At 61.3% G+C, this 12,664-nt stretch carries 10 protein-coding genes and 2 tRNA genes; 9 read left to right on the top strand and 3 right to left on the bottom strand.

Annotation, left to right across the window (positions count from 1 at the left end):
- Positions 1-253 precede the first annotated feature (253 nt).
- Both dauA and OKC27_RS17450 read right to left on the bottom strand, forming a co-directional pair.
- Positions 254-1,990 (bottom strand): C4-dicarboxylic acid transporter DauA, encoded by a 1,737-nt coding sequence (dauA, locus tag OKC27_RS17455; protein ID WP_270806523.1) that lies wholly within the window; start codon positions 1,988-1,990, stop codon positions 254-256.
- Between the two features lie 108 nt (positions 1,991-2,098).
- A complete protein-coding gene (locus OKC27_RS17450; protein WP_182937651.1) occupies positions 2,099-2,428 on the bottom strand; it encodes a hypothetical protein in 330 nt (109 codons plus the stop codon).
- A gap of 49 nt (positions 2,429-2,477) precedes the next feature.
- Between OKC27_RS17450 and OKC27_RS17445 the strand changes: the two genes are divergently transcribed.
- Both OKC27_RS17445 and OKC27_RS17440 read left to right on the top strand, forming a co-directional pair.
- Positions 2,478-2,553: transfer RNA gene (locus OKC27_RS17445), tRNA-Asn, on the top strand.
- A gap of 2 nt (positions 2,554-2,555) precedes the next feature.
- Positions 2,556-2,631, top strand: a tRNA-Asn gene (locus OKC27_RS17440).
- Positions 2,632-2,855: 224 nt separating this feature from the next.
- On the opposite strand, the gene OKC27_RS17435 is transcribed toward OKC27_RS17440, so the two are convergent.
- A complete protein-coding gene (locus OKC27_RS17435) occupies positions 2,856-3,845 on the bottom strand; it encodes a DUF2860 family protein (RefSeq protein ID WP_270693589.1) in 990 nt (329 codons plus the stop codon).
- Between the two features lie 276 nt (positions 3,846-4,121).
- Here OKC27_RS17435 and OKC27_RS17430 point away from each other — a divergent pair, with 276 nt between their 5' ends.
- From OKC27_RS17430 to OKC27_RS17400, 7 genes are all read left to right on the top strand, one after another.
- Complete coding sequence (locus OKC27_RS17430; RefSeq protein ID WP_270693590.1) at positions 4,122-4,607, top strand: YqhA family protein; 486 nt, start codon at positions 4,122-4,124, stop codon at positions 4,605-4,607.
- 128 nt (positions 4,608-4,735) lie between these two features.
- Entirely contained in the window at positions 4,736-5,185 is a 450-nt protein-coding gene (locus tag OKC27_RS17425; RefSeq protein WP_270693592.1) for a hypothetical protein, read from the top strand.
- A 4-nt stretch (positions 5,186-5,189) separates the two neighbouring features.
- The gene (locus tag OKC27_RS17420) at positions 5,190-8,180 is read left to right on the top strand and encodes a YncE family protein (RefSeq protein WP_270693593.1); all 2,991 of its coding nucleotides are present in this window, start codon (positions 5,190-5,192) and stop codon (positions 8,178-8,180) included.
- The gene (locus OKC27_RS17415) at positions 8,180-9,019 is read left to right on the top strand and encodes an FTR1 family iron permease (protein ID WP_270693594.1); all 840 of its coding nucleotides are present in this window, start codon (positions 8,180-8,182) and stop codon (positions 9,017-9,019) included. Before OKC27_RS17420 ends, OKC27_RS17415 begins: the two co-directional genes overlap by 1 nt.
- A 102-nt stretch (positions 9,020-9,121) precedes the next feature.
- Positions 9,122-10,546, top strand: a complete 1,425-nt coding sequence (locus OKC27_RS17410) for an NAD(P)/FAD-dependent oxidoreductase (protein ID WP_270693596.1) — start codon at positions 9,122-9,124, stop codon at positions 10,544-10,546.
- Between the two features lie 145 nt (positions 10,547-10,691).
- Positions 10,692-11,252 carry a hypothetical protein gene (locus tag OKC27_RS17405; protein WP_139709267.1) on the top strand — a complete coding sequence of 187 codons (561 nt, stop codon included), beginning with the start codon at positions 10,692-10,694 and terminating at the stop codon, positions 11,250-11,252.
- 13 nt (positions 11,253-11,265) lie between these two features.
- Entirely contained in the window at positions 11,266-12,636 is a 1,371-nt protein-coding gene (locus OKC27_RS17400; RefSeq protein ID WP_257496283.1) for a hypothetical protein, read from the top strand.
- The last annotated feature ends 28 nt before the right edge of the window (positions 12,637-12,664 follow it).

Raw genomic sequence — 12,664 nt, 5'->3', positions numbered from 1 at the left:
TCGAACCCTCGATACGTTGCCGTATACACACTTTCCAGGCGTGCTCCTTCAGCCACTCGGACACCTCACCAAATTTTTGCTCACTGCTTTATGTACTTGAGCTGCACATTCGCTGGCGGGCCATGCCGCGGCGACGGGGCGTAATGTAAGGGATACGATGGCTTTTGGTCAATGCAATTTTTTACTTTTTGCGTTCGTTTGCTCAATAACCGAGCCAAGTGACCAAAAATATGCCGTTTCGTATCCCTTTCAATCAATTTACCGCCACTTCGTGCAAATGTTCACCTTTGAGCGCTTCTTCCAGCGAGCCGTAAAACTCCAGCTTGCCGGGCTGCGGCCGCACCTTGGCGCGGGCCAGGGTCTTGAGCGGCTGGAACTGCAATTCGGCCACCCGCAACTCGACACCGGCTTTGGCCATCTGCTTGCCAAAGTGGAGGAAGGCAGACAGGCCGCCCGCATCGAGGATGGAGACCGCCTCCATCTGCAACACCAGCACCTTGTGCCCTTTGACTTGCGCTTCCAGCTCGGCAAAGACCCGTTCGGCCGCTGCAAAGAAGAGCGGGCCGTTGATCTTGTAAAGCAGACCGTTGTCCGGCACCTCATGGGCATAGCGCTTATGCTCGGCCAAATCGTGCAGTTTGGTCATCTTGGCGATTTCGCGCATAAAGAGCAGGGACGCCAGGATTACCCCGAAGGTGATAGCGATGACCATGTCGAAAATGACGGTGAGCGACAGGCAGACCAGCAGCACCAGCACATCGGATTTGGGGGCGCGACGGATCAGCTCCACCACCTTGTGCGCTTCACTCATGTTCCAGGCCACGATGAGCAACAAGGCAGCCATGGCCGAAAGCGGCAACCAGGAGAGCCAGGGGGCCAGCACCAGAATGGCGGCCAGCACCACCAGCGCATGGACGACCCCCGAGATGGGGGACGTCGCCCCGGCGCGGACGTTGGCGGCAGAGCGAGCGATGGCGGCGGTGGCGGTAATGCCGCCAAAGAAGGGGGCGAAGATGTTGCCAAGCCCCTGCCCCACCAGCTCGGCGTTGGAGCTGTGTTTGCGACCGGTCATGCCATCAAGCACCACGGCGCAGAGCAGCGACTCGATCGCCCCCAGCATCGCCATGGAGAAGGCGGCAGGCAGCAGCCGCTCAAGGGCGGCCAGATCCCACGCCACAGGGGCGCCATCCGGTCCTGGCAAGGCCCATGGCATCACCAGGGTCGGAGCGATGGGCGGGATCCCCATCCCCTGGCTGCCATCGGCCAGGGTATAGCTGAACTTGCTGCCGATGGTGGCCACATCGACCCCGAAGTAATGGAGGCCAAAACCCAGGCCCACCCCGACCAGCACGGCGGGCAGGTGGCCAGGCACTGGCAGACGCAGGCGCGGCCAGAGCAGCAGCACGGCCAGCGTTGCGACCCCCACCAGGGTATCGCCCCACTGCCAGCTTGGCAGGGCGGCGGCCAGGGCCTCGACCTTGCCCAGATAGGTTTCCGGCATCTCGGGCACGCTCAGACCAAAGAAGTCCTTGATCTGCAAGGTGGCGATCACGATGGCGATACCACCGGTAAAGCCCAGCGTCACTGACGGCGGAATGTACTCGATGAGGCGGCCAAGACGGGCCATCCCCATCGCCACCAGAAAGAGGCCGGAGATAAGGGTCGCCATCAACAGGCCACCGACCCCGAACTGCTGGGCGACCGGATAGAGGATCACCACAAAGGCAGCGGTCGGGCCGGAGATGGAGTAACGGGAGCCACCGGTCACGGCGATCACAATACCGGCGATGATGGCGGTATAGAGACCGTGTTGCGGCGGCACACCGCTGGCGATGGCCAGCGCCATGGCGAGCGGGATGGCGATGATGCCCACCGTCACCCCGGCGATAAGATCACGGCCGAAGCGGGCCATGCTGTAGGGTTCATCAATACAGGACTGGCGTAAGGCGATGGCGAGCTTCACGCTATTTAAAGAGGCTTGCTTGTGCATGTATATCGTAATACCAGAAGAGGGAGATAAAGGCCGGAGAGATCCGGCGCCCGATCATCATCAAGGGCCGGCAGGGCTGTCGACGCGGCGATGGTATCCTGCGCAACCTTACTCCAGACTGGCCATTTTTTCGATGGGCAGGATCAATGAAAAGCACTCTGACCCATTATTTGGCCTATTTGCCGCCAAATCGCCGATCTTGACTCCTGCTCTCCCTCTTTTAGCCGCAAAGATTACCATTTGAGCCTCACCGGATTGCCAGCACGTTCGCGACATCATGCTGGCATCATCAGGTTGATGCGAACCGAATAAATCCACCCTGCACCGGTTGCCAAAGGTAATGGCAAGGGACTGATTGTGCTGAAAATAAACTGCAAAGCGCAACTTTTGGGCAAACAGTCCGAAAATCCAGTTTTCGGGGAGTTCGCGGGTTGACACCCGTCTCCCTGGTCATTAATATTCGCCCCGTCTTAACGAGACAGGCAATTCCTCCTTAGTTCAGTCGGTAGAACGGCGGACTGTTAATCCGTATGTCACTGGTTCAAGTCCAGTAGGAGGAGCCAATTCCCTCGTAGTTCAGTCGGTAGAACGGCGGACTGTTAATCCGTATGTCACAGGTTCAAGTCCTGTCGAGGGAGCCACATTCTAAAGCCCAGCCTTTTGGCTGGGCTTTTTCGTATCTGCTGTTCGCTTACGTCCCTGCCTCGCTCTGCTCTCAAACGCCCTTTGTCATAACGTCTCTTGTCGGCATGTGATGACCAACCAGCACACTGTTTGACATGCCAATTGCGCGCCATCCCATCAACAAGGGGCTGGATTGACCAGCCCCTGTGTGTGCACCTCAGCTCGCTGCCGGATGCCGGGATCAGAAGCGGTAGAGCAGACCCGTGGTCATGCTGGTGGAGCGAATGTCGTAAAAGTCGATCCCGGAGTCTGCATTGGCGTAGCTGGCGCTCAGGAGTGCAGAGAGCGGCGCGATGCCAAACAGCTGGTGCCAGAAGAGGGTGGCATCGATGGCCATGTCGCGGCTGTCGGCACGCTGGCCAAACAGCGGGTTGGCTTCGTCATAGTCGCGCTTGCCCAGATAGAGGTTGCTGACAAATGACCAGCGGGGCGAGGTTTTGGCGTAAGTGAGCTGCAACCCCTTGCTCACATAAGACTCGGCACTGCCCGCCAGATCCGCCTTCTGGTAGCGCAATGCTGGCTCGAGGAACTGATCGTCCGCCAGCCGGAACTGGTAGGAGAGTTCGGCGGTGTTGACCCGGCCATTGCGATCCAGCATCCCCATCACCGCACGGCCATATTGCTCGCCACTGGACTCCTCATCCACCCTGACGTCGCGGCTGGTGACGCTGCCACTGAGCGCGCTGCCCCAGATGTTGTCCCACGCCAGACGGGCACCGTGGGAGCGCACCTCGCTCTCCTGACGAGCCACCCCCACCGCAAAGGGATCGCGCCACACCTTGACCGGCGTGGCATTGAACACCAGCGAACCGGCCACGATCCCCTTGTTGCCCAGCTGCTGGCGCAGCCCGAACTGCTGGGTGCCGTCGCCGCGAATGGCATCCTGAATGAGGTTGCCAAGAAACAGCTGGCTGCCGGTGGAGGCAAAGGTGTAGCGCAGATCCCCGTTGATCGCCGGTGCAACATTGTGCTGCTTTACCGCCGCCCCCTGCGCGTCTATCCGCTCGCGACCTGCACTCCCCGTGGCAAAATTGGACCTGGTCTCGCCAACGCTGGCCCCCGCCAGCACACTGCCGGAAAAGCCAGATTCCCCGGGAATGGCTCCCAGATCTTGCGCCTGAACCCCGCTTGCAACCAGTACACCCATACCCAATAGCAGACCAATACGCATCGCAACACTCCTGGCAAGCGGCCACAAGAGTGGGCCGAGCCTGATAAATAGGAGGGAGGCAGTCGCCCCCCTGTATCGAGAAGCGGCATGTTACGACAGGGAAAAATCACAAATAAGACAGCGGGATGCGGTTTTATTTTTTATGATGGCTTTTTATTTTTTATAGGTGCAAGCAGGGGGCGACCCGGCATAATGAGTCCCGACAGGCATGCAACTCTGCGGGCTGCTCGCGTCATACTCACTCTATTTACCCCTGTTCCCAACATCGGAGTTCTCATGCGTCGATTCAATTTCATGCTCAATGGCAGCCGATTGATGATGTTCCCCTTCTACGTCTGCATTCTGGTGTGCGTGGCCCTGTTGATGGTGAAGTTTGCCATGCAGCTCTATCTGCTCTGCATCAACATCATCGAGATCCCCTACATGGACCTCATCACCGGCGTGCTGACCCTGGTGGACTTCGTGCTGGTGGCCCAGATGCTGATCCTGGTGGCAGTCTGCGGCTATGTGCAATTTATCCAGACCCAGGAGCAGCGCGAGGCCATCGGCGACAACTGGCTCAGCAAGATCAACTTTGCCTCCCTCAAGCTCATCGTCATCAACTCGCTGGTCACCATCGCCGGGGTGGAAGTGCTCAAGGCATTTCTCGAAGATGGCATCATTAACGAAGTAGATATGAAGTGGTCCGTGGTGGTGTTTCTCGCCTTCTCGCTGGCCGCGCTCATCTATGCGGTGACCGAGCGGATGGCGGAGCATAAATAGTCGAGCTTGATCACTGTGCTTGTTCAGCCTTGATTCACCAGCAATACAATTGATAACACTTTTCATTACTCTTACTGCGTTATAAACTTGCTCCCCCCGGGCTGCCCCGCCCGGGTGCTGGAGCCTTTATGACAAGCCTTTCTCTCTCACCCCGACAATTCTGGCAGTGGCTGGCCTACCACCATCAGGCCGCCGAGGGCACCCTCTATCTGATGTTCTTCTCCGGCTTGCTGCTGTGGGAACCGCTGACCCCGCTCTGGTCGCTGGCACGCTGGAATCTGTTCTTGCATGTGATGCTCTCGCTCACCCTGTTTCCCCTGCTGTTTGGCGCCTTCTGGCTCTCCCATCGCAGCTTGTTGCACCGCAGCAACAAACCTTTTTTGCGCACCACGGGACGGATTATCGAAGCCCTGCTGTTGGTCTGTCTGGCCAGCGGCCTGCTGCTGGTGCTGCACGGCACTCCGGGCGATGCCATGGGCAACCTCGCCAGCTGGGCCCACTGGTTGAGCGCGTTGGCGTTAACTCCTCTGGTGCTGCACCACGCCTGGCGCTGGACCATCTTGAAATGGCGCACCTGATCCCATGTTGAAGTCATCGTTTTCTGCATATTTGTCACCCCTGCTGGCCCTCGTCCTGCTGCTGGCCAGCCCCTTTGCGTTGGCCCAACAGATGGGCGCAGGGATGCTTGCCTATGAGGAGGGGCAAAGCCCGCGCTTCGTCACCGCCAACCTGAGCGCAGGTTCAGTCACCCTGCTTGAGCGCGATAGCGGCAAGCGGCTCAAAGAGGTGCAGCTGGGAGGCGATCTGCGCCAGCTGGCCCGCGCCGATGACGGTACCCTGCTGGTCACCGACTACAGCGGTGATCGCCTGTTGCTGCTGGATGATGACCTCGATCTGGAAAAGGCGATCCCCACCGGCCATAGACCCTATGGGGTCATCTTCGATGCCAAACGGCAGTGGTTCTGGGTCACGCTGTTCGAATCCGCTCGCCTGCAGGCCTACGACACCGCGGGCAACCTCCAGCTGGATGCAGAAACCGCCGAGACTCCCCGCGGGCTGGCCCTGACCGACAACGATCGCCTGCTGCTCACCCACTCCATGACCGGCCAGCTCGCCATCTATGATCTCGCCAAGCTTGGCCACGGCGCCAAGGGATCTTCGCTTCCCAAACCCAAGCTCATTACCCTGGCCGAGACCCATAGCGACACGCCGAGCGACTCGCAGGGCTTGCCGCGCCTGCTGGACGGCATCGCCCTCTCTCCCGATGGCAGCGAGGCCTGGCTGCCTCATGTGCTGTGGAGCTTCAGCCACCCCTTCCAGTTTCAAAGCACCGTCTTTCCGGCCGTCTCCATCATCGATCTCGATGAGGAGAAAGAGCGGGTCGATGAAAGAAAACAGCTCTTTTTGCAGATCAACCTGCCAAGCGTCGGCAACCGCAGCCAGATCGTCTCCAACCCGTTTGCCGCCCGCTTCGCCGCCGACGGCAAGCGGGTCTATCTGACCCTGGCGGGCTCGGAAGATATGCTGGTGTTTGACCTGTCGCGCAGCGGCAAGTCCAACAACAACCGCCACCGCCGCAAGAAGTTTCAGGGGGGCGCCAAAGCGACCCAGCTCTTGCGCCACCTGCCGGGCCAGAATCCGCGGGATCTGCTGATCGACGGCGATCACATTCTGGTGCACAACGCCATGGGGCAGGATCTCACCCGCCTCAATAGCGGCGGCAGCGGCCCGTTTGCCCGCGTCACCGTCGATGTACCCCACTTCGCCAAGCTGGTCGAGACAGATCCCCGCCCCGAGCCGCTTCAGCGCGGCGAGCGGCTGTTCAACCTTGGTAACACAGCGGCCAACTCACGCTTCCCTATGGCGGGGGACAACTGGATGAGCTGCAACTCCTGCCATCTGGATGGGTTCAACTTCACCAACCGCTATCTGATGGCGGCCCATCGCCAGCAGAGCGGCGACAACGCCATCAACGGCCACGCCAACCTCACCAACATGGTGGCGGGGGATTTTGTCGGCGAATACCTGCGCATGACCCAGCAAACCCAGGGCGGCATGGGCCATGACACCCGCGATGGGGCCGAGGTGGTTGACCCCGCCCAGCCTCAGCCCGAGGTGAAGGTAATGATGGAAGATCTGCACGCCTTCGTCACCGCCGATGGCAACCTCCCCTATCTCGCCAACTGGCTGCGACTCGATGCCCCGCGCACGGATCCCGCCAAGGCGCCGACCACTCACCCGAAGGCGTGGCTCAACTCCGCCTCCTGCCAGAACTGCCACCAACAGGCGTTCAAGGATTGGAGCGAGAGCAACCACCGGCTGATGGGCAACTCCCACCCCTACTACAAGGTGGTACAGGCGCTGGCCCGCGAAACTGAGGGCGAAGCCTTCGGTCAGTGGTGTCAGGGCTGCCACATGCCCCAGCAGGTGATGACCGGCCAGCTGGATCTGCCCAAGGGCTCCCACATGTTCGAGCAGGGCGGTGCCTCGTTGATTGCCGCTCACAAAGCGGGCGAACCTGTGGTGGAGGAAGGGACCGGCTGTGTGCTCTGCCATCGCATCACCAAGGTGGAAGATGCGGGCGGCAACAGTGCCTTTACCGTGAATTTGAAAGACCGCGAGAGCTATGTGTTCGAGGATGCCGCGGGCGGCAGCCTCAAGCACTGGCTGGCCGAGCGGCAGATCAACGCCCGCCCGGCGGCCCATAAAGCCTCCTACCAGAAGGATTTCTACCGCGACGCAGCCCTGTGCAAATCGTGCCACAACGAGTTTGCCCCAGGCACCGGCGCCAATATCGTCAACACCTGGGACGAGTGGGAAAACTCCAGCTTCGCGAATGCGAAGGATCCCGCCAAGCGGCGCACCTGCATCGACTGCCATATGAACCCCGAGCCGGGCAATGGCGGCGCGCCGGTGGCGGGCCAGTCCACCGAAAATGGCACCATGAAGGCGCGGCTCTATCGCCACAACTTTACCGGCGCCCAGCACCAGCTGGTGGGGCTGCGCAATCCCGACCTTGAACAAGAGAGTCTGGCGCTCTTGCGCTCCAGCGCTACCCTTTCGGCCCGTATCGAACAGGCTGCCGATAGTCAGCGGTTGGTGGTGCGGGTCGCCAATACCGGCGCGGGCCATGCCCTGCCCACCGGGGTGGCCGATTTTCGTGAACTCTGGCTGGAGCTGACCATCACTGACGCCAGTGGCAAGGTGGTGCTTGCCAGCGGCCAGCCGGTGGATGGCGCCGTCCCAGAAGATGCGCGACTGTTCAGAAAAGTGTTCGGCGATGCCGAGGGCAAGCCGGTGGGGCTCAAGTTCTGGCGCTACGCCAAACTGCTGGAAGATACCCGCATTCCGGCCGATGGCTGGCGCGATGAAGTCTGGTCGCTGCCCGCAGATGCCCAAGGGCCCTTCAAGGCCGATATCAAACTCAATTTCCGCACCTACCCCAAGTGGGTCAATGATGCGGTGCGCGCCGCCGAGCCAAGCTTGCCGGAGCCACCCATAGTGCAACTCAATCGGCTGCAACTGACCCTGCGGCCTCTCCCCGTCACGCCTGCAACGGAGCCTCAATCCTGATGTTTGCAAGTTTTCTCATTACCCTGCGCGAGGGGCTGGAAGCCTTCCTGCTGGTCGGCATCTGCCTCTCCTACCTCGCCAAGCTGGGGGCGAGCCGCTACAACAAGTTCATCTATCTGGGGGTGGGGCTCGGCCTTATCGCCTCCCTTGTCGTCGCCTTCCTGTTCCAGGTGGTGGTGAGCCAGTTCGAGAGCGAGCGCTACAACCACCTCTTGATGGCGGGGATCCTCATCTTCGCCACGTTGGTGCTCACCTATATGGCGATCTGGATGCAAAAACAGGCCAAATCCCAGGTGGGGGCCATGACGGCGCGCATCGATGCAGCCATCGATGGCGGCAACCTGTTTGGTCTGGTGCTGCTCGCCTTCCTAGCGGTGATGCGCGAAGGGTTTGAAACCGTGCTCTTCTTCTCCGCTCTGCTCTACTCGGGCCAAGGGGTGGATCTGCAATCCGGCCTGATAGGCGCGCTGGTGGGGCTGCTGGTCTCCATCGCGCTGGTGTGGGGGCTGCTGCGCTCCACCCGCAAGGTGGCGCTGGCCCCCTTCTTCCGCTGGACCGGGCTGCTGATCATCATCATCGCCGCAGGCTTGTTGTCATCTGCCGTCAATATGTTGCAGGCGGCAGATATCATCACCTTCTGGACCACGCCGGTGTTCGACATCAGCCACATTCTCGACGATCAGGGGGTATTTGGTACCTTCCTGCGCGCCCTGTTTGGCTACAATGCCTCACCCGCTGGCTTGCAGTTGCTGACCTGGGCCCTCTATCTGGCGATCTTCGTTACCCTCTGGCAGCGCAGCTATCGCCCGCAGGTGAGCGCCGCAACTGGCAAGGGCTGAGCACGCACGCCCTGTGGCAACAAGGCCACGGGGTAACAACACTATTCGGGAGCCGCGCCTTGGCGCGTTTCCCTTATCTATCAAGCAGTTTCGGAATAGGTCATGAGCGATAACAACAAGAAGCACATTGCGGTGCTGGGCGCAGGCCCCGCCGGTTTGATGGCTGCCTGGCGCCTGCGCCGCGCCGGTTTTACGGTCACCCTGTTCGAGCAGGAGCCGGTGGTCGGCGGCATGTGCGCCACCCAGACCTTCAAGGGGCGCGATGGCGAGTATCGCTTCGACTACGGCGGCCACCGCTTTATCACCAAAAACCCCGAGCTGCTCGCCTTTATCGACGAGCTGATGGGGGACGATCTGCTCCACGCCGAGCGCAAAAGCGTCATCCGCTTTGGCGGGCGCACCTATGACTACCCCTTGAACCTGCCCAACCTGCTCAAGACAGCGCCGCTGACCCTGATGGCCGGTGCGGTGAAGGACTTACTGCTGTTGCCCTTTAGCAAGAAGCCCACCGACTTCGCCAAGGCGAGCTTTGCCGAGTGGATCCAGAGTCACTTCGGCCGCACCCTCTATCGCCAGTTCTTCGAGGGTTACACCGGCAAGCTCTGGGGCATCAACCCGGACAAGCTCTCCGCCGACTGGGCCGGTCAGCGCATCAGCCTGATCGATCTCAAAGACGTGGCGCGCCGCCTGCTGCCAAGGCGCAACGGCAGCCTCTCGGTGCGCACCTATGCCCGCAAATACCGCTACCCCAAATATGGCTTTGGCCAGATCTTCACCACCTTGGGCGAGCGGCTGGTGGCCGAAGGGGTTGAGCTGAAGACCGGCGCCACCATCACCCGCCTTGAGCAGGCTGATGGCCGCATCGAACGGGTGTATTGGAAACAAGATGACGTTGAGCAGAGTGAGCACTTTGATCTGGTGATCTCCACCCTGCCGCTGCCGCTCACCTGCCAGCATCTGGACTTGCCGTGCGATCTGCACTACCGGTCACTTCGCTTCGTCAATATGCCGCTCAAGCAGGAAAACCTGTCGGACAACACCTGGCAGTACCTCTCCGACCCCCATATCCTGGCCACTCGTTTGCAGGAGCCGCGCCGGCGCAGCCCCTTTATGGCGCCACAGGGCCAGACCTCGGTGATGCTGGAGATCCCCTGCAATCCGGGGGATGCCACCTGGCAAGCACCGCTCTCTGATCTGCGCGGTCGGGTTACCGCCGATCTCGCCAGCCTCGGTGTCGATACCGCCAAGCTTGGCGATGAAACTTTTGAAGCGCGTAGCGAATACGCCTATCCGCTGATGGATTTAGGCTATCAGGCGCGCCGTAACGAAGCGATCAAGGCGCTGATGCCGATCACCAACCTCATCATGACCGGCCGTCAGGGGACATTCCGCTACATCTTCACCGACACCGCCATGGAGATGGGGATGATGGCCGCCGACATGGTGATCGACGGGGTAGACAGACGCCACGCCATCTTCAATCATCGCAACGAAAACACCGTGATCGAAACCCAGAGTGTGGCCTGATGGCCCCTGAATGTGGTGATCGACGGGGTGGACAGACGCCACGCCATCTTTAACCATCGCAACGAAAACACCGTGATCGAAACCCAGAGCGTGGCCTGAGGGCCGCGCCATTGGAATAGCCTCTTGGCTAAGAAAGGAGAACAGGATGACCATCCGCCCGGGTTTACTCGCCCTCACCCTGCTGCTGACCCTGAGCGGTCAGGCGCAGGCTTACTCCTACGCCGCCGCCGGCAAGGAGCCACTGATCGACGCCCGCGAGGCACTGCTGACCGCCGCCACTGACGGCAAGGATGCCAGCGCCACCTTGAGCGAGATTGCCGATGAGCTGACCTATCTGGAACAGCACCACAAGGTGGAGCTGCAAGCGCCGCTGACCGCCGCCATCAAGGCCCAAGATGCATCCGCCACCGCCGCCCTGCTCAACCGCGCCTACAAGGCGGAGATCGAGCGCCGCCTCGAAGGGGCCAGCCAGAACCTCGGCGACTACCAGACCGCCAAGGTGCTGGTGGTCAAGAGCAAGCGCTTCCTCGACTTGATCCTCCCATCACTCAGTGAAGGGGATCGCAAGGCGGCCGAACAGGCGCTGGCCAAGGTGCTGGATGCCATCGGTAACCCTGGGGTGTTCGGGGTGGGCGCCAAGCCCGCCGATTCCGCAGCCTTTAGCGATGCAGAAAAAGCGCTGATAGCCGTGCTGGCGCCGCTTTGATGACCTCTCATCGATGATGACAGCCCCCCTCATCCCCAACCCTTCCCCCGCAAGGGGAGAAGGGGGGCGTCACCACGGCCGATTATGCTTCGCTAATCGACCCTACTTACTGCTCCTGTTACTGATCCTGCTGCAACTGACCTGGCTTTGCTGGCTGCTGACCTTTCCGGTGGCGCTCGATTCCGACGATGCCCTCAATTTCGCCCATGGGGTGACGCGCTTTAGCGTGCTGGAGTTCTCCCCCCACTTTCCGGGCTATCCCGCCTTTATCTGGCTGGCGCGGCTGATCAATCTGGTGGTCGACGATCCGGCCCGCGCGGTGCAGTGGGTAAGTCTGCTCGGTAGCAGTTTGCTGGCGCCGCTCGCCGCCTTGCTGGCGGTGAGATTGTGGCAACGGCCCAGCCTGCTGGCACCAGTCTGGTTGCTGGTGCTGGCCCTGCCGCTCACCCCGACGCTGGCGCTCTCCGGCCTCTCGGATGGGCCCGCGCTGGCCGCCTGGCTGGGCGCGCTCTTGGCCTTGCGACATCGCAAACCAGCGCTGGCCGGTCTGCTGCTGGGTCTGTTGCTGGCCCTGCGCCCCTCCTACTTCGTGCTGGCGCTGCTGCCCCTGTGGCTCGGGCTGGCGCAACAGGGAACGCGCGTCAGGTTTGTGCTCCCCATCGCGCTGGTGGGGCTCACCAGCCTGCTCTTTGTCTGGCAGGCCGATGGCTGGGCCTATTTCAGTGAGGGGCGACGCTTTACCGACGGCCACTTTACCCTGTGGGGCAACACGGCGGCGGCCCACGGCGATCGGCTGCTGAGCTGGGCTAACACTTTCAACGATCAGCTCACCCTGCTCTGGCCCCTGTTGATGGTGGCGCTGCTGGTGCTGCCACTCTGGCAGCGCTCAAAAGGCCACACTACCGCCCTCTCCCCGCTCTGGACGATCTACTGGCTCGCCCTGCTGCTCTGGACCCTGTTTGGCCAGAATCCCGACAATCCCCGCCATCTGGCGCCCATCACCTTGCTCGGCATAGTTTTGCTGGCAGGCTGGCTGCCACGTCGTGGCGAGAAGCTGGCTGCAGTGGCCGGATTGCTGCTGCTCGGCGCGACCTTCACCCTGCCCCGTCCGCCCGCCATGGTGCAGGCAGCAAGGCTGGCAGAGAAAAGCTGCCCGGCGCTGGTGACCCAATGGGGCGTAAGATTGCTGCGAGAGACCATGGCCCTACCGGTGACCGATGGCTGGTACAAGGGAGATGCGGCGCTGGCGCTCTCTCAGGGAGCCTGCCGCCTCAGTCGCCGCCCCATCACCGCGAACGAAATGCCCACTGCGGTGCGCCAGCACTGGTTTGCCCCGCGCTTTGCCGCCGAGCCCGGCCTCTGGCTCGCCATACCGGATCCATAGCCGCGACAAAACTGATAGACTGCTTTTT

This window comes from Aeromonas sp. QDB62 (assembly GCF_027705695.1).
GTDB classification, from domain to species: Bacteria; Pseudomonadota; Gammaproteobacteria; order Enterobacterales; family Aeromonadaceae; genus Aeromonas; species Aeromonas allosaccharophila.
The sequence above is the reverse complement of the archived record's forward strand: the minus strand, read 5'-3'. Positions and strand labels throughout refer to the sequence as shown.

Excerpts from the sequence above, each read along its gene's own strand:
- dauA (WP_270806523.1), bottom strand. The coding sequence starts at position 1,990 with ATGCACAAGCAAGCCTCTTTAAATAGCGTGAAGCTCGCCATCGCCTTA.
- OKC27_RS17400 (WP_257496283.1), top strand. The coding sequence starts at position 11,266 with ATGATGACAGCCCCCCTCATCCCCAACCCTTCCCCCGCAAGGGGAGAA.
- OKC27_RS17430 (WP_270693590.1), top strand. The coding sequence starts at position 4,122 with ATGCGTCGATTCAATTTCATGCTCAATGGCAGCCGATTGATGATGTTC.
- OKC27_RS17435 (WP_270693589.1), bottom strand. The coding sequence starts at position 3,845 with ATGCGTATTGGTCTGCTATTGGGTATGGGTGTACTGGTTGCAAGCGGG.
- OKC27_RS17405 (WP_139709267.1), top strand. The coding sequence starts at position 10,692 with ATGACCATCCGCCCGGGTTTACTCGCCCTCACCCTGCTGCTGACCCTG.
- OKC27_RS17425 (WP_270693592.1), top strand. The coding sequence starts at position 4,736 with ATGACAAGCCTTTCTCTCTCACCCCGACAATTCTGGCAGTGGCTGGCC.
- OKC27_RS17410 (WP_270693596.1), top strand. The coding sequence starts at position 9,122 with ATGAGCGATAACAACAAGAAGCACATTGCGGTGCTGGGCGCAGGCCCC.
- OKC27_RS17420 (WP_270693593.1), top strand. The coding sequence starts at position 5,190 with ATGTTGAAGTCATCGTTTTCTGCATATTTGTCACCCCTGCTGGCCCTC.
- OKC27_RS17415 (WP_270693594.1), top strand. The coding sequence starts at position 8,180 with ATGTTTGCAAGTTTTCTCATTACCCTGCGCGAGGGGCTGGAAGCCTTC.